This window comes from Sphingobacterium sp. UBA5789, from assembly GCF_002418355.1.
Classification (GTDB): domain Bacteria; phylum Bacteroidota; class Bacteroidia; order Sphingobacteriales; family Sphingobacteriaceae; genus Sphingobacterium.
Window position 1 is genome coordinate 221,896 of record NZ_DIDX01000004.1, and the last position, 17,592, is coordinate 239,487.

Annotated in this window: 12 protein-coding genes; 7 read left to right on the forward strand and 5 right to left on the reverse strand. The window is 39.4% G+C overall.

Going from position 1 to position 17,592, the window contains the following annotated elements; translation table 11 throughout:
• Window position 1: 1 nt before the first annotated feature.
• The gene (locus B4B65_RS10225) at window positions 2-2,182 is read right to left on the reverse strand and encodes a TlpA family protein disulfide reductase (protein ID WP_293915560.1); all 2,181 of its coding nucleotides are present in this window, start codon (window positions 2,180-2,182) and stop codon (window positions 2-4) included.
• Window positions 2,183-2,481: 299 nt separating this feature from the next.
• On the opposite strand from B4B65_RS10225, the gene B4B65_RS10230 reads away from it, so the two are divergent.
• On the forward strand, window positions 2,482-3,468 hold the full coding sequence (locus B4B65_RS10230; RefSeq protein WP_293915561.1) for a hypothetical protein: 987 nt from the start codon (window positions 2,482-2,484) through the stop codon (window positions 3,466-3,468).
• A 741-nt stretch (window positions 3,469-4,209) separates the two neighbouring features.
• Here B4B65_RS10230 and B4B65_RS10235 read toward each other — a convergent pair.
• Window positions 4,210-5,574: a WG repeat-containing protein gene (locus B4B65_RS10235; protein ID WP_293915562.1), complete on the reverse strand. Its 1,365-nt coding sequence runs from the start codon at window positions 5,572-5,574 to the stop codon at window positions 4,210-4,212.
• A 361-nt stretch (window positions 5,575-5,935) separates the two neighbouring features.
• Here B4B65_RS10235 and B4B65_RS10240 point away from each other — a divergent pair, with 361 nt between their 5' ends.
• Together B4B65_RS10240 and B4B65_RS10245 are read left to right on the forward strand one after the other, a co-directional pair.
• Entirely contained in the window at window positions 5,936-6,547 is a 612-nt protein-coding gene (locus B4B65_RS10240) for an FMN-binding negative transcriptional regulator (RefSeq protein WP_293915563.1), read from the forward strand.
• 153 nt (window positions 6,548-6,700) lie between these two features.
• Window positions 6,701-7,255 carry a hypothetical protein gene (locus B4B65_RS10245; protein WP_293915564.1) on the forward strand — a complete coding sequence of 185 codons (555 nt, stop codon included), beginning with the start codon at window positions 6,701-6,703 and terminating at the stop codon, window positions 7,253-7,255.
• A gap of 14 nt (window positions 7,256-7,269) precedes the next feature.
• Here B4B65_RS10245 and B4B65_RS10250 read toward each other — a convergent pair whose 3' ends face one another.
• Window positions 7,270-7,761: a DUF1772 domain-containing protein gene (locus B4B65_RS10250; RefSeq protein WP_293915565.1), complete on the reverse strand. Its 492-nt coding sequence runs from the start codon at window positions 7,759-7,761 to the stop codon at window positions 7,270-7,272.
• Window positions 7,762-8,316: 555 nt separating this feature from the next.
• Between B4B65_RS10250 and prpB the strand changes: the two genes are divergently transcribed.
• From prpB to B4B65_RS10265, 3 genes are all read left to right on the forward strand, one after another.
• A complete protein-coding gene (gene prpB / locus B4B65_RS10255) occupies window positions 8,317-9,213 on the forward strand; it encodes a methylisocitrate lyase (RefSeq protein ID WP_293915566.1) in 897 nt (298 codons plus the stop codon).
• Window positions 9,194-10,348 (forward strand): bifunctional 2-methylcitrate synthase/citrate synthase, encoded by a 1,155-nt coding sequence (prpC, locus tag B4B65_RS10260; RefSeq protein ID WP_293915567.1) that lies wholly within the window; start codon window positions 9,194-9,196, stop codon window positions 10,346-10,348. The genes prpB and prpC overlap by 20 nt, the downstream gene beginning before the upstream one ends.
• A 62-nt stretch (window positions 10,349-10,410) precedes the next feature.
• A complete protein-coding gene (locus B4B65_RS10265; protein WP_293915568.1) occupies window positions 10,411-11,862 on the forward strand; it encodes a bifunctional 2-methylcitrate dehydratase/aconitate hydratase in 1,452 nt (483 codons plus the stop codon).
• 777 nt (window positions 11,863-12,639) lie between these two features.
• Here B4B65_RS10265 and B4B65_RS10270 read toward each other — a convergent pair.
• Window positions 12,640-14,721 (reverse strand): 3-hydroxyacyl-CoA dehydrogenase NAD-binding domain-containing protein, encoded by a 2,082-nt coding sequence (locus tag B4B65_RS10270; protein WP_293915569.1) that lies wholly within the window; start codon window positions 14,719-14,721, stop codon window positions 12,640-12,642.
• Between the two features lie 92 nt (window positions 14,722-14,813).
• A complete protein-coding gene (locus B4B65_RS10275; protein ID WP_293915570.1) occupies window positions 14,814-15,983 on the reverse strand; it encodes an acyl-CoA dehydrogenase family protein in 1,170 nt (389 codons plus the stop codon).
• 401 nt (window positions 15,984-16,384) lie between these two features.
• Between B4B65_RS10275 and B4B65_RS10280 the strand changes: the two genes are divergently transcribed.
• Window positions 16,385-17,563: a thiolase family protein gene (locus B4B65_RS10280; RefSeq protein WP_293915571.1), complete on the forward strand. Its 1,179-nt coding sequence runs from the start codon at window positions 16,385-16,387 to the stop codon at window positions 17,561-17,563.
• The last annotated feature ends 29 nt before the right edge of the window (window positions 17,564-17,592 follow it).

Genomic DNA, 17,592 nt, shown 5'->3' on the forward strand with positions numbered 1-17,592 from the left:
TTTAATACAATGTCGCTAGTTGTTTAACAAAACCTTGCCAATCGGAGCCAAACATTGTCGGTATTAGTTTTCCTTCAGGCGTAACAATAAATTTGCTGGGATAGCCCGGTACTTTGTAGCTATACTGCACTTTTTCATCAGACATCAATACCGGAATTGTAAACTTGTTTTTAGCTAAAAAGGTCTCTACCTTTTCCTTCGTATCATTACAGGCAATGGTGATAAAATCTATTTTGCTTTTATCATCTTCCTTTAGCTTCTCATGATAGGTATTTAGTCTTGGCATTTCAGCCACACAGGGACCACACCAGGTTCCCCAGAAATCTATTACAGTCCATTTACCCTTAAACTGAGCGATATTTACATTATTTTCTTCCAGATCAGTTAACTCAAATGCAGGTGCATCTGCGAGCTGAGGAATAATCTTATCTTTAAAATACTGACCAAAAGAAACGGAATCGAATTGCTTTTCATAAAAATTCTTTAATCCACTAAAATTACCGGAATGATTTATTAAAAATTCCTTTACATAGTTTTGTAAAGCCAGATCTTTTTGCCCGTTCTGAGCCAGCATGTCGAGGTATTTTTCATTGTAATTTTCTTTGGCTACACCAAATGATCTTTCATAACTATTGACACGTCGATCCTCATTTTTATTCTCGTGGGAATAAAAAACCGCCTTTTCCGTATAGGCAAGAGCCTGAGCCGGATCTGCTTCCGCCGCATGCAGATAGTAGCAGTAGGCGAGGTGTGCCTTTTTAACAATACGATAGCTGTTTTGTTCATCCTCAGCCAATGGAGTCAGCTTTTTTATAATTTGATCCAGAAATGCTGTTGCAGTACTTTTATCTTTTTCACCAAGTAATTTGCAGATAAATAGAGCATATCTGCTGGCATTTCCATCATTCCAGTAGGAGGGATCAAGTGCTAAAAGTGCATTGCCATAGTAAAGCAGACTGTCTGCATGATTTTTATTTAAAAAGGCTTTATGCCATAGTATCATGGGAGTGGCCGTTGTTTTTTCTCTTTCACTGAATGAAACCGATAATTTGGATAGCTTATTAATAGCTTCACTTTTTCCGGCTAAGACATGTTGGTAAAGATCATTCTGCGCCCAGGAATAGAGTTGTTCATTATCCAGTAAAGGTACAATCTCGATAAAATCAGCCTCACTTAAATCATCAAAGACAATCTTATTGGAAAGATGATATGTACTCTTTAAAAGAAATGGTCTTGTTTTCTTAAGCTCTTCTTTATAGGTTTCATAATTTCCCTGACGTTGTATCAGCCCAAGTTTAATACTATTGAAATCCGGACGTTCACCGTAGAGCGGATCGTATTTGCTGATGTAATTCTTTAGTTTTATACTGTCAATTTCGTTGTTAGTCATTACTGCCTGACTCCATCCACTTCCCTCAATAATCATGACCAGATAGTTTTTTTCAGCATCAGATTTTACCGAAGGTAATGAAGACGGTTGGACGGCAAAGTAAAATTCACTTTTTACCCCCTTATTGTTTACATCCTGATCTACTTTTGTAGTAAGGCTGGCCTCTGTTATCTGAAACGTATGGATGTCAAATATTGTTTTCTCCTGAGTTTTTTCCGCTGTATTATTTTCGTCCCGGATAAAGGAAGCTTGATTTTTATCTTTTTTCTGTATCTGACCAGTTAGTTTACTCTTCTCTTTTGAAAAAAATAAATACTGGGCCATTGTCTGACTCTTACTTATTGTATTGGCTAAAATATTGCTCTGATATTCTGGCGTAATCTGCCAGTCTGTTAATTGCCGGAGTAATTCTGAACGAAGTTTTAGAGAGTCAATTTTTACTTTTCCGTTTGTCACCTCAAACTGGATGGGCCTTCCATATAACAGTACATAAGGAATCGTAGCTGTAGTATTCTGAATGTTCCTGTTTTTGCTCGGATGAGCAGTTGATAATGTTATATTGAATCTATTGTCCACTGTCGAATAATAGATATCATTGACCTGTATTTGCATCAGGAAAGTAGAATCTGATATTTTTCGGATTTGTTTTAATGTAACAGTGTACTCTTCATCACTTACCTGTTGACCAATACTGTATTTATTACTTACTTTAAGATGCTGCTCTTTTTGTTTCTGTGCGAAACTTAGTGTCGCTGTAAAAAGAAGAAAACAGGTTAAGGTTATATTTCTCATAGTCTAAGGTTTTTATTGTTTTCATAAAAGTATGTTTTATTTTTCTTGTAGTAGTCTGATTAGTTAACAATTAACAACAATTAACAAAGAAGGCAGACGGAAGACTTAATAATCCCTGATATCAGCTATACCCATACTATTTTTAATTGGGTACTTTTGAAGGTATTCATTATTTCAGTGAATCCAAAAATTGAATATCTATGAAACATCTGCTTTTACTTTTTTTCATTAGTTTATATTACCCGCTGAGTGCCCAGAACTCCTCCGAACTTATTTCTGAAGCTACAGAATTTAAGAGTATGAAATCATATTTAGCAAAAATCACACTTAAGGACTGGCCTTATATGATCCCATTTCAACAGGATAAAAAATGGGGATATCTGGATCAGAGAACAATGAAAATAACTGTTCCGGCTTTGGCAAATACCTTATATCTGTTTAAACCGGAGGGATATATAGGTACATTCAATGACTACAAGAATGATTTATTTTATACCCTGACTTTAGATGAGGAAGGAAACTTGCGAACACATTCTGAACAGGTGGCTGAACTGGTCATGCCGCCTCAGCAATACGGACGATCCCCAAATCCGAATATTAAATCTATATCTTCTGAAAATGGATATACTGGATTTGAATATAAAGTGGTGGCTGGTGATATCATAGAAATTACAGCGTATTCAGATCTGTACACATCACATAATGTAAATGAACCTAAGCTGACCCCCATGCGTATTGATGGAAAAGTATATGCAGTAGCAGGTAAGTCTACAGCAGATCCGCATGTGACGCATTTTGGAATTATAGACAGTGACGGCAAGCCTTTACCCGGTTTTAATTTTGAGCATCAAAAGCTTATTCCTATCGGAGGTGTAAAGGACACAACATCAAACTGGTTTCTTGTACAGCCGACAGGAGGTAGAGATGTGAAATACAGCTACATGAATCATAAAGGAGAGTACAAACTTAAAGACAGTCTTTCTTCAAGAATATATAACTGGGCTTATCAAAGTAGCCAGGAGCATTTTCCATATTATATGCCTGTGAAGACAACAGCCGGATATTTTCTGACAGACCAACGTATTATTGATACTTATGAATTGAAATATATTAATTCAATTCCACAGAAATTCAGACTGGAATATCTGGACTATATGAATACTAAAGCATATAATAAGGAAAGTCCGGATATTACGCGTCAGACAGCAAAAGTATTTGTCGTAGTCAGTCAGGAAGGGAAGTCCTATTATATGGATATGGAAGGTAAGATTTATGAACCTCAGTAACATGACTGAGGTTTCTTTCAGATAAATCGGGTACTCTCTTTCATATTAAATTGCGTCAGTTGGAGTCCTCGCCAACTGTATATCATTACTCAGATAAATCAAGATCTTTCTTCCACAAGAAGTTGCGTCATTTGGTGCCCTCGCCAGCTGTAACATCATTCAGATAGATTAGGGTCTCTCTTTCACAAGAAGTAGCGTCAGTTGACATCCTCGCCAGCTGTATATCATCATTTAGCTGAATCGGGTTCTCTCTTTCACATTAAATTGCGTCAGTTGACGTCCTCGCCAGCTGTAACATGATTCAGATAGATTGGGATCTCTGTTTTTACAGGAAAATGCGTTAGTTGGTGTCCTCGCCAGCTGTATATTATTATTTAGCTAAATCGGATTCTCTCTTTCATATTAAATTGCCTCAGTTGGCGTCCTCGCCAGCTGTATATTATTATTTAGCTAAATCGGATTCTCTCTTTTACAAGGAAATGCGTCAGTTGGCGTCCTCGCCAGCTGTATACAATCGTTCAGATAGATTAGCGATAATAGACTAAATAGCAAAAGCCCGAGGTTTTTATGTCCCGTGCTTTCTATTTTTAAAATTATTCGTTATGTCTTAAAACCTTTAGTCTTAAACTAACCAATAATCTTATTGTACTATATAAAACGTCTTATTAGCCTATTTGTTTTATAAATTTTTCAAAATACATGTAAGTATCTGATTTGTAGCTTTTTATTTTTATAAAAAACTTATTTCTCTTCCTCTACACGCTCATCTTTGGTGTTGATAAGAAACAGATCTTCCATATCAGAATCCATGGCTACGTATGCCACCCCATTAGAAAAACCTGTTGCATAAGCATATTTGAAAGGAATCATTACTTTGCCATTCTGATCCAGAAAGCCATATTTATCATCTTTTTGTGCTAAAAAGATATTCGGATCTTCCGTAGTAGCGATGAATTGAATGTTACCGCCCAGTCTTTTCTGATCTTTTATAGTATACAGATTATAGAGTTCTCCTTCTATCGCAATGAAATGCGTCGCATTCCGGTCGGCTATATAACCATAATTTGCCGGAACGATTTGTTTATCTTGCTCGTTAATTAGACCACTTTTGCCATCGATCTGAAAGATTGCAGTACCATGTTCAAAGAAGGAAAGCATGTCATATTTGGCATTGATCACAACTTTACCATATTTGTCCATCAGGCCGAATTTGTCATTTTTACTGAAGAGAAACTGTTCACTATTGGTATCATAAGACAGAAAGCTGTAATTAAAAGGAATGACTGTATTTCCTTTAGGATCAATGGTTCCGTAATTATAATCTGCATCACTTGCCACTGCGTTGCCTTCGTAAAAGTGTAGTATCGATGTGAATTTTGGTTGGGTAATTACATTTCCTTCCTCATCTCTCAATCCGTATAATGAAGTATTTTCATCTGTATATAGATAAACACCTTCTCCAAGCGATTCTGTATCTACCGCTTCTGCTGCTGCTTCCTCCATTTCAGTAAAATCCTGAGGTACAGTTAACAACGTTTCTGCAACATCTTCCTGCTCAATTTTATGCGCAATGATACCGCTGCCCATAGCACTCATACTTAGTGCTGCACCAGGAAGTTTTTTTAGAAATTCGTAATCTCCCCAATAAATACTAGGGATCTGCTCTGTATACCAGATTTCCAGTGAATAAGCACCATCCGTATCTTCTGAAGCATTGATCTTTGCAAGTTTACAGGTATATCCGGCAATTTTTTTCTGTTTACCAGCCACATATTCAATATTCAGATCGTCAAAATTATGGTCAGCAGGAGCTTCATTTTCTCCGTATATAGTAGCAAATTGTTTCAGGCCGGGATAGAGCATAGTGGAGGTTCCCGTGTTTTTATTTGTAAGCTGTACAGTAGGATCCTCTCCTTCTACATAAAAACGGATAAAATCTTTATTTACCCAGCCCTGAAAAATAGTTTCCTGTTCATCGTTCTGGTTGTTGTCTGCTGTTTCCTGCGAAAAAAGACTGTAATCAATTCTGAACATTTTTTTGCTTTGTGCAAATGATGTGACACAAGACACAAGCAATGCAACTAACGTAATACTTATTTTCTTCATGTTGTAATAATACATATTGTTAGTACAAAGATGCTCAATGTAGCGGAGGTATTTTATCCCTGAAAACGGCTAATTTTTCTATTTCATACATTTTTGTGATTATCAGCCTGATAAATATTATTTTTATGATGAAGTAGCAACCCATTTAACCTGAAAAATTACCATTTGAAATTAAAATCAACTTGGTGAGCTAAAAAAAGCGATGTTTTCGAAAGCCTGTCAGAATGATTTTTTTGTTTTAATTGAAAGTAGTATATAATCTGTATCCCTTGTATATTGAAAAACTGTGACTGTATTTGTTTCTTAAAGAAGCATATTTTTGGTTATAAATAAATTATCCGCTTATTAAATATATAAGTAAATGTTTGTACCCAATAGTTTCAAATTTGATAACCTATCAGATCAGGTGGCTTTTATGAAGCAATATAGCTTTGCTACTATGATTACAGCTCACGACAATTTGCCTCTCGCTACTCAACTTCCCTTTTTCGTTGATGATACTGGAGATACACTCTTGCTCAAATCTCATTTTGCTGCCGCAAATGAACAGACGAAATATATAGAAGCAAATACTTCGCTTGTTATCTTTTCAGAGCCACATGCTTATATATCGCCATCTCATTATGACAAAACAGAAAGTGTACCTACCTGGGACTATATTGCGGTACATGTATATGGTAAGACCAGAATAGTTGACGATGAATACACTAAATCGGCAATGTTAGAGCAGATGATAAAGTTCTATGAAAAGGATTATCTCAAACAATGGGAAAATCTTCCTGAAAAGTATAGAAAGGGGATGATGAAAGGTATAGTCGCTTTTGAAATGGAGGTATCAGCTATTCAGGGACAGAAAAAGCTGAGTCAGAATAAAACAAGTGCAGAACGAAACCGAATCGTACAACAACTGGAGAAAAGTGAAATAGCTGTGGAAAAAGATCTGGCCAGATATATTCGTGAAATCGATACTTAAGAAGAGATTTTTTATCTTTGTAATCTTAAATTGTAATATAACGTTATGAAACATAATGTCTTCTCTTTAACAGCAGTTGTAGTATGCTTCTGTATAACGACTTTAAATGCCTACAGTCAGGTAAACAATACGGTTTCTGATTTTATAATTACTATGCAGAGAGATACACTGTACGGTAAGATCTTGTCCGTAAAAGACAATAAGTTGAAATTTAAAAATAAAGACGGAAATAAGATATTCAAACCGACTGAAGTTTTGAAAGCGTATAACTCTTTTACTGACAAAGTATATGCTCCTATATCTATACAAATCAAGGCGAGCGCTGTTGTTAAGCCGGTATTTGCAGAGATTGTTCAGGAAGGAGAAATTGCGATATATGCGGTTGAAAAGATGCATAATGGTTCACCCAGACATAGAAATTATGGGATTGGAAATCGTGAATTAGTAATGGGGCCAACCGGGTCTATTTCTGTAAAGCATTATGCTGTCAAAAAATCTACGGGTGATATAGCTGAAATAGCAAATTCTGCGCTAGATTTATTTGGTAAACAAACAAAAAAGAGAGCAGATAATCTGTTGAAACTTATTGAAGATGAACCCGTACTTTCCAGCAACTTACAAAAGGAAAAAAGCTATAATCAGGATGTATTCTTCCGCTATATCACAGATTATAACAAAGGCAGAACTTCCGGGAAAATCGCTGATTAAAGAATTTTAAACTCTTATTTGGATCTTGTAATACAGGAGATAAGCACCAGAACTATTGTGCCTACGGCAGCAAAAGTTCGTACATTATTCCAGAAATTCCACCGCTCTTCAAAGATATCCCGCATTTCACGAATCTGAGCCGCTGTAGCATCATTTATTTGAAAAGCTTCCAGTCGGTTATTAAGAGGTACATTTACAATTGCTGTGACAGCAAAAACGCCAAATATATAGCAACAACTTGCCAGCAATAGCAGGATAAAAGCTGTGGAGGAACTTTTGTAGTGTTGAAATGTAGTTAAAGGGAGTAATAGCAGCGATCCCATAAAACAGGCAAAGAAGTAGGTATTCAGTACGGCTCTGTTTATTTGTTGCATTGCCCTTAAGTATTCTGAATCTGTCAATTTTCCTAACCCTGTGCTAACTGAAATAGAGTAGGAGTAAAAGAAACCTGCCATCAAAGCTGTGCTGACAGCAGTTAATAATAGTACAATATCTGGTAATTTCATAGGCGTATAATTTATTTCAGCATAATCTTTCAAGGACTTACCTGAAGTGGTTGCTCATTTTATATATTACTAATATACATATTGATGGTGCTAAAAAATAAAAAGGCTTCGTGATTTCTGATCATAATTACAGAAGTGTACTGGATGTAACTACCCAAATTATGTTACTTCAAAATGGAGGGTGTCGCCAGATCAATAACAGGAGAGAACTGGAGTTTTTCTACGTCCCGGATGGAACCTTCGAATAAAATATATTGCCTCTGAAAATTTTGAAATCCTAAATACTTAGCCTTTGTTTCAGGTAATTTTATGTTTAATTCCTTCCCCATTGAGAATAAACGTTTTTTTAATAATAATTGATTGTGATCAAACGTTTTAAAAATAAGGATTCAGCTAAAATGCGTCTGTAAATATTGTAGACGCTAAAATTTTATTTGTATCTTTAAAAAGAAGGTTTAGACGCTAAAAATTTAAAAGCGTCTGACATTCGGACATAAAAACAGAATCGTCTAAAATCCTCAGGCCGCTTTCTGTTTATTTTCAATTTCCAATTATATGATAAACTCTCCAGGGCTTCTTTTCAGAGAAGCAATCAAGAATGAGAAACCATTGCAGGTGGTCGGTGCGATCAATGCTAACCATGCTTTGCTGGCTCAACAGGCCGGATTTAAAGCAATCTATCTCTCCGGAGGAGGAGTGGCTGCAGGATCTCTAGGAGTACCTGATCTGGGTATTACCAATTTACAGGATGTACTGATCGATGTAGAACGCATCAGCAATGTGTGTACTTTGCCTTTGATGGTAGATATTGATACAGGATTTGGGCCCTCGGCTTTTAATGTTGCCCGTACTATCCGTTCGCTCGTTAAGGCCGGTGCAGCAGCTGTACATATGGAAGATCAGGTCGGTGCTAAACGCTGTGGTCATCGTCCGGGGAAAGAGCTTGTATCTGCAGATGAAATGGCAGACAGAATAAAAGCTGCAGTAGATGCCCGTACTGATATCAATTTTGCTATCGGTGCCCGTACAGATGCGTTAGCATCAGAAGGAATTGATAAAGCACTCGACAGGGCAATTGCATATAAAGAAGCAGGTGCGGATTTTATTTTTGCTGAAGCTGTGCACACACTGGAGGAATATACTCGCTTTAGTGAAGCAACAGGCTTACCCATTCTGGCAAATATCACGGAATTTGGACAGACACCTTTATTTACTACAGATGAACTGGGCGCAGCTGGTGTTGCTATCGTCCTGTATCCGCTTTCGGCATTTCGCGCGGCTAACAAGGCGGCTGCAAATGTGTACAGTCACATACGAAAGGATGGAGGCCAGGCGGCGGTACTCGATACTATGCAGACAAGAGAGGAGCTGTATAAAAGTATAAACTACTACGAATATGAAAACCGATTAGATCAATTGTTCAATACGAAGTATGATGAAAGAAACAAATGAAACGGGCTTTAAGCCTAAGAAAAGTGTTGCCCTTTCGGGAGTAGCGGCAGGTAATACTGCCCTAAGTACAGTTGGAAAGAGTGGCAATGATCTGCATTACCGAGGATATGACATTCTGGATCTGGCAGATCAGGCGACATTTGAAGAAGTAGCTTATCTATTAATATACGGCAGTTTGCCCACACGTGCTCAATTGCTGTCTTATCAGGCTCAACTGATCAGTCAAAGGGGATTGCCTATTGCTTTGCAGAATGTCCTGAAGCAATTGCCGACTACAGCGCATCCTATGGATGTACTGAGGACTTATGTATCTGTATTTGGAAGCATTCAACCCGAGAAAGAAAGTCATCCTTTGGCCGGAGCACGTGATATTGCCAACAGATTAATGGCTTCTATGGGGTCGGCATTGTTGTATTGGTATCATTTCAGCCAAAATGGACGGGAGATTGCCGTTGAAGCAACTGATGCTACATTGGGCGGACATTTTTTACATCTTTTGCACGGTACACCACCATCTGAATCCTGGGTAAGAGCTATGCAGGTTTCGCTAAACTTATATGCAGAGCATGAATTTAATGCTTCTACATTTACAGCGCGTGTTATAGCCGGTACCGGATCAGATATGTATTCCTGCATTGCCGGGGCTATAGGTGCACTGCGCGGGCCTAAGCATGGAGGTGCCAATGAGGTCGCCTTTGAAATTCAGACACGTTATGCCAATGCGGATGAGGCAGAAGCAGATATACGGAAACGGTTGGCCAATAAAGAAGTCATCATTGGGTTTGGCCATCCGGTATATACCATAGCAGATCCCCGTAATCAGGTTATCAAAATGATCGCCAGAGAATTATCTGAGGAAGCAGGAGATATGACCTTATATAATATTGCTGAACGATTGGAAACGGTCATGTGGGAAGAGAAGAAAATGTTTCCGAATCTGGACTGGTATTCTGCAGTATCCTATCATTTAATGGGCATACCAACAGAGATGTTTACCCCTCTATTTGTATTGGCGCGCATTACAGGCTGGTCTGCCCATGTATTTGAACAACGGCAGGATGGTAAGATTATACGTCCCAGTGCAAATTATATCGGACCGGAAAACAGGGCTTTTGTGCCAATATCTGAAAGATAAACAAATGTATCATAAGTGATTTTAAATTTTAACTACACTAAAACTTTATATTTTATATAAAAATGGCTTCAATTATTTCAAATGAAAGACCACAACCCGATCAGGTACTGACGGATATTGTTGATTATGTACTGGACTACAAAATCGAAAGTGACGTAGCCTGGCGCACTGCATTTTATTGTTTTTTGGATACACTGGGCTGTGGATTCGAGGCCTTGACGTATCCGGCATGTACCAAGCTGTTAGGTCCGGTTGTACCAGGCACTATTGTGCCTAATGGAGCCAAAGTACCGGGGACACCTTATCAGCTGGATCCTGTGCAGGCAGCCTTTAATATCGGGGCTATTGTACGCTGGTTGGATTTTAATGATACCTGGCTGGCTGCAGAGTGGGGACATCCTTCAGATAATCTGGGAGGAATTCTTGCTACTGCTGATTGGTTGAGCCGCACACATGTAGCTAATGGTGAAAAACCACTGAAGGCAAAAGTGGTATTAGAAGCAATGGTAATGGCGCATGAAATACAAGGAGTGTTGGCGCTGGAAAATTCATTTAACAAGGTTGGATTGGATCACGTTATTTTGGTCAAGGTCGCTTCTACAGCTGTTGTAGGTAAATTACTCGGACTGAACCGGGAAGAGCTGATCAATGCTGTATCCTTAGCTTTCGTGGACGGTCAGGCATTGCGGACGTACAGGCACGCACCAAATACAGGAAGCCGTAAATCCTGGGCTGCCGGCGATGCAACTTCGCGTGCTGTACGATTAGCGCTTATCGCACAAACCGGAGAAATGGGTTATCCTTCGGTATTAACTGCTCCGGTTTGGGGATTTTATGATGTCTCTTTCAAGGGGCAGGCATTCAAATTTCAACGCCCGTATGGTTCTTACGTAATGGAAAATATTCTGTTCAAAATATCCTTTCCCGCAGAATTTCATGCACAGACAGCTGCTGAGGCAGCTATGCAATTGCATGAGCAACTTGCACGTATAGGTAAATCTACAGAGGATATTGCTCGTATTACCATTCGCACACATGAAGCCGCTATACGTATTATAGATAAAAAAGGACCGCTTCATAATCCGGCAGACCGTGATCATTGTATACAGTATATGGTTGCTGTACCGCTGATTTTCGGACGCTTAACCGCTGAAGATTACGAAGATGTTATTGCACAGGATCCGCGTATTGATATACTTCGTGATAAGATGACCTGTCAGGAAGATCCGCAATTTACTGCAGATTATCACGATCCGCAAAAACGTGCTATTGCTAACGCTTTGACAGTAGAAATGAAGGATGGAACGGTGTTGCCGGAAGTGTTTGTACCATATCCTATTGGACATCCTCGTCGTCGGGAAGAAGGTATTCCTAAACTTATCGAAAAATATAAGCGTAATCTGGCACGTATTTTTTCCGAAAAACAACAGAAACAGATTATACAATCTACATTGGACTACGATACTTTTGTTGCACTCGATGTACAGCAGCTAGTCGATCTGATGGTACGATAAATAAAAAAGCCGTTGCTTGCAACGGCTTTTTTATTATTTGATAAACCAATTCTCTCTGCTTTTTAAGGAGAACCTGTTCCGATAAGTCGGAAGGGTTAGGGAGAGGTTATGATGCTTATAGTATAACAACCTGTCCTGAAAACTTGAATCAACTTAAAATACTCAACAGCGTCATTTGGTGTCCACACCAAATAATAGAACAGAAGTTATCATATTGCCGGTGAGGACACCGTCAGACGCGATAAAAATACTTTATGTATGCTAAAGCTATTCCTGTGCTTTTTAAGGAGAACCTGTTCCGATAAGTCGGAAGGGTTAGGAAGAGGTTTTAAACTATTGTTATTAACCTCTCTGCCCTTCGGGCATCTCTCCTTTGAAAGGAGAGAAAAGTTCTAACTACGTCACTGCAATATAATTCCCTCTCCTTAAAAAGGAGAGGGTTAGGGAGAGGTTATAATACTTATAATATAACAGCCTATTCTGGAAACTTTAATCAACTTAAAATACTCAATAGCGTCATTTGGTGTCCAAACCAAATAATAGAAGAGAAATTATCATATTGCTGGTGAGGACACCGTCAGACGCGATAAAAATACTTTATGTATGCTAAAGTCATTCCTCTCCTTAAAAAGGAGAACCTGTTCCGACAAGTCGGAAGGGTTAGGGAGAGGTTCTAAACTATTGCTATTAACCTCTCTGCCCTTCGGGCATCTCTCCTTTAAAAGGAGAGAGAAGTTGTAACAACGTCACTACGAGGGAGAGGTTTTAAGTGAAGAATTATGACCAGTTAGAGTCAAATCCTGTGTAAAAGCTAAAGTTGCGGTCTGCCAACTGTTTGAGAGCCGGAGGGATTTCCCATTGCTCCCCGTATGAGGAAAACTCCTGACACTCGTTTACAAAAGCAGGTAACCCAACCTGATCAATATGTCCGAATACACCGCCAGTGTGAGTCGCATAGCCGATACCCAATACCGAACCAATATCTCCGTCTATAGGACGTTGCAAAACCCCTTCATCCAGACAGCGAAAACTATCCAGTGACATCACATGCAGTAGTCTTTTACGGATTTGCTCCCCGGCAGGTAAATGATCTGCTTCCGTAATTTCCGGATCCTGCCAGATGGTCTTTTTTCCGGTTTCCGCATCGTAGTCATAGAAACCTTTTGCTGTTTTACGGCCGTTTCGACCCGCAGTTACTAATTTTGTTAGATAATTATAGCATCTTTTCTGACTGGGATGTAGCTGTGGCAACTGATCATACACATGTAACATGAGGGGCAGAGAAATCTCATCCAGAACAGCCAGCGGACCTACAGCAAAACCCGCTATCCGTGCCTCCTGTTCGATTTCATTTGCCGGAATGCCTTCCAGAAGCATAGTAATGGCTTCTAATAAATAGTTGAAAAAAATACGGGAAGTAAAAAAAGCAGGACCATCATAAACCACAATCGGAATTTTGCCAAACTGACGAGCTACCTGAAGTGCCTTTTTTAATGTGTCTTCACTGGTCTTCCTGCCCCTGATAATCTCAACCAAAGCCATACGATCCACCGGAGAGAAAAAATGCATACCAATAAAATTTTCAGGTTTTGTGGATACAGAAGCCAGTTCGCTGATGGGTAAAGATGTTGTATTTGATGCAAAGAATCCCTGTGCATTCAAGTAAGGAAGACTCTCCGATGTAACTTCCGCTTTTAACACTTTATCCTCAAATACGGCCTCTATAATCAGATCTGTATTTTCCAGATCAGTCATTTGATCCGTAGGATGGATGCGTGTAAGTAATTGCTGTTGTGTATTTTCTGTCAGAATACCCTGTTGTACAAGTTTACTACTGACCTTTTCAGAATAAGCTTTTCCTCTTGATGCCTGGGCGAGATCTACGTCTTTGAGGAATACATCAATACCTGCACGCGCACCCTCATACGCTATTCCGGATCCCATCATTCCGGCGCCGATTACTCCTAGCTTTTTAAGCTCAAATCCTGTTGAAGCATCCGGCCTGATAGCATCTTTGATTCCATAATAATGTGTCCGCAGCATGCTTATTGCTTCGGGGCTATTCCATACTCGTGTGTAGCGTTGTGCCTCCTGCATCAATGCTTCTTTTAGAGGTAGCTGTCTTGCATTCAGGATCATTTGTAAACTGTGATCTATTGCTGAAATAAGGCCATTACTTCTTCTTTTAATCGTTGCTGTGCTTGCCTCAAACGCTTCTGTGTTGATCGGCAAAGGAGAAGTTGTGACTTGTAAAACAGGATGCTGAAGTATGTATTGCTGAGCCGATTCCAATGCTTCAGTCAGATCAGAAACTACCTCATCTATTATTCCTGTTTCCTGTGCCTGCATAGCTGTAAGGATATTGCCTTGTGTGAGAAAAGGAACAGCTTTTTCAGGATCTGTTAAACGGGAGGTAAGTACCGTTGCTCCAAAGCCTGGAAATAAGCCATATCGGGCTTCCGGAAAACCAATTCGCGCTTCCTGAGTTGCTATTCTGCGAGAACTCCATAGTGCGGCAGCCATCGATATTCCTGTGCAATCATGCTGTACGATACTGATTACGGGCTTATTTTGCTGTAACTCTGGAATTTTAGAAAGAAGAAGAGAAAGACGCTCTTCGAAAATATCCGTATGTGAAGCTACCGAATAAAGAGACTTATAATCCGTTTCTCTGGTACCTAACGGGTTCCGATAGATAATGCCCTTTATTTCTTGTTCCTGAAGATAGAGTAGGATTATTGCAATGAATTCTTCCAATTGATCCAGCTCATTTGTATTGCTATCTTTTGTTGAAGGGTGAATGAGCACTATACCTTGCGTATTTTGTTCGGTATGAAAATATTTTAGGTTTTTATTCATTAGTTTCAACTTTAAGATATTAAAAATGAGTTAGTTTTTGTGCTTTTGTTATAGTGCCGGAATAGGTTCATCATACTGTCATTGATCCAGATCTACTCTTTTTTAGGATGGTAATTCACTTTGTCAATTGCTGTTTTTGCTATGATCTCACGCATAATCTCAGACGTGCCACCGATGATTGTTCCTACACGTACATCACGGTATAAGCGTGATATTTTATAGTCCTCTGTAAAACCATATCCCCCGAAGAGCTGTAAACATTCATGGACAATTTTAATCGCCAGTTCGCTGGACTGTAATTTGGCTATTGAGCACTCCTGAACAGCATAATCTCCACGTTGCTGAAGGTCGCAGCAATGGTATACAAATGCTTTTGTCGTGGCTATATCTGCAACCATCTGTGCTATCCGATGCCTTAGTACCTGAAAATCCATCAGTTTTTTACCAAATGCTTCACGCTTGTCAATATACGCTAAGGTGTACTGTAAGGCGGAATCAGCAGTGGATAAACTTTGAATTGCTGCAGTGAGGCGCTCTAGTTGCAGTCCTCCCATCAGATAGCCGAATCCGGCACCTTCTTCACCAATCAGATGAGATACCGGGACTTTGACCTGGTCGAAACCCAGTTCTGCTGTGTCGGAGGCATGCCATCCCATCTTACTTATTTTATGAGCACTCACTCCGGCTGTATTCCGGTCTATAAGTAAAAGGCTGATACCTTTACTTTTTTTGCTTGGATCGGTCTTGACTGCCGTAATAAAAAAGTCACCGTAATAACCATTTGTAATAAAGGTTTTGGAACCATTGACAATATAATAATCACCTTCCCGGGTTGCAGTAGTCTTGATATGTTGTATGTCCGATCCGGCACCAGGTTCGGTAATAGCAACAGCACTGATGAGGTCTCCGGCGATAACACCCGTTAAATAACGTTGTTTCAGTTCCTCAGAAGCATATTTCAGAAGATAAGGGGCAGACATATATTGAATAACCAATGCAGATATGGTAAACCCTCCGGAATAACAATAGGAAAGTTCTTCGCAAAAGATCATGGAGTAGTAGAAGTCCAGGTCTAATCCACCATAAGCTTCAGGATAGTTGAGTCCCATAAAGCCCATATCGCCCATTTTTTTCCAGATAGATTTGTCGATTTGATTGTCTTTTTCCCAACGGTCAATATGAGGTAAGATCTCCTTACGTATAAATGCCCGTAGCGTTTCGCGAAAGGTTTGATGCTCAGCTGTTAGTAGGGTGGCCTGCATATATTATAAATTTATTGGTTATGATATGTCCTGAGCATATTTGATTTTCGTCAGGGGCAAAGACGAATTTAGGGAAAAAATAGGGCTTTTCGTTAATTTTTACGATTTAATTTTTCCAAATGCCTTTTAGATAAGTGTTCGTTTTATTTTCATTATATTGTTACTTTATGAAAATATAGGCACGTAATTCCGTATTGAATTCGTTCTTTTCATATATTTACAAAATAAATGTAATATGTGTGTATCATCTTAGTTTTCCATTTCCGGTTAAGGGAGCTGTATCAACAGGAAAACTGAAGACAGGTTGTTTTTACCTGCTAAAAGGTAAGTCAAATACTATTTTGATTTCAATGTTAGTACACTGCATTTGTGATTTTTACCATTATAAACAAAAGATAAGCATGAATAAAAAAGTATTTATAGTCGCTGCCAAGCGTACAGCTATCGGTAGTTTCGGAGGAGCACTTTCTACACTCTCTGCTACTGAACTAGGTGCTAAAGCTGTTTCTGCCGTTTTGGATCAGTCCGGTATTGCCGCAGAGCATGTAGATGAATTGCTGATGGGCTGTGTCCTGCAGGCTAATCTTGGGCAGGCTCCTGCACGTCAGGTGGCGAAGATCTCGGGTTTGCCTGATCAGGTAACCGCAACCACAATCAATAAAGTATGTGCCAGCGGGATGAAAGCGGTATCTCTTGCTGCACAATCCATCTCATTGGGAGATGCTGATGTAGTGCTGGCAGGAGGGATGGAAAGTATGAGTCAGACACCTTATTATGTTCCTGCCGCCCGATGGGGTGCAAAATACGGAAGCCAAAGCTTGACAGATGGCGTACAAAAAGATGGATTAAGCGATGCGTACACGCAGGATGCTATGGGCGTCTTCGGGGAATTATGTGCAGAGAAATATGCTATCGGACGCGAAGATCAGGATACATATGCTATAGGCTCTTATCAGCGTAGTCTTGAAGCCTGGGAAACAGGCAAATTCACAAAAGAAGTTGTGCCTGTCGTGATCAGTACACGAAAAGGAGAGCAGGTTGTCGCACAGGATGAAGAGTTTTCGCAGGTCAATTTTGACAAGATTCCTTCATTAAAACCTGCATTCAAAAAAGATGGAACAATCACAGCAGCCAATGCCTCTACTATCAGTGACGGTGCCGCAGCTTTATTACTTGTAAGTGAGGAAAAAGTAAAGGAATGGGGGTTAAGTCCACTGGCAGAGATTGTTGCTTATGCAGATGCCGAACAGGCTCCGGAATGGTTTACGACGACACCACGTATTGCAACAGAAAAGGTGTTGAAAAAGGCTGGTCTTTCCCTATCCGATATTGACTACTTTGAGTTTAATGAAGCTTTTTCTGTAGTGGCATTAGCAAATGCACAACTCTTAAATATTCCGGCTGAAAAAGTGAATGTGTACGGAGGTGCGGTATCATTAGGACATCCGCTGGGATGTTCAGGTGCACGTATTCTGGTCACGTTAACTAGTGTATTGCAGCAGGAACAGGGGCAATACGGACTGGCAGCAATCTGTAATGGTGGTGGAGGAGCATCTGCAGTAATTATCAGAAGAGTTTAAAAAAGCATTCAAGAGAAGCTCTAAACAGC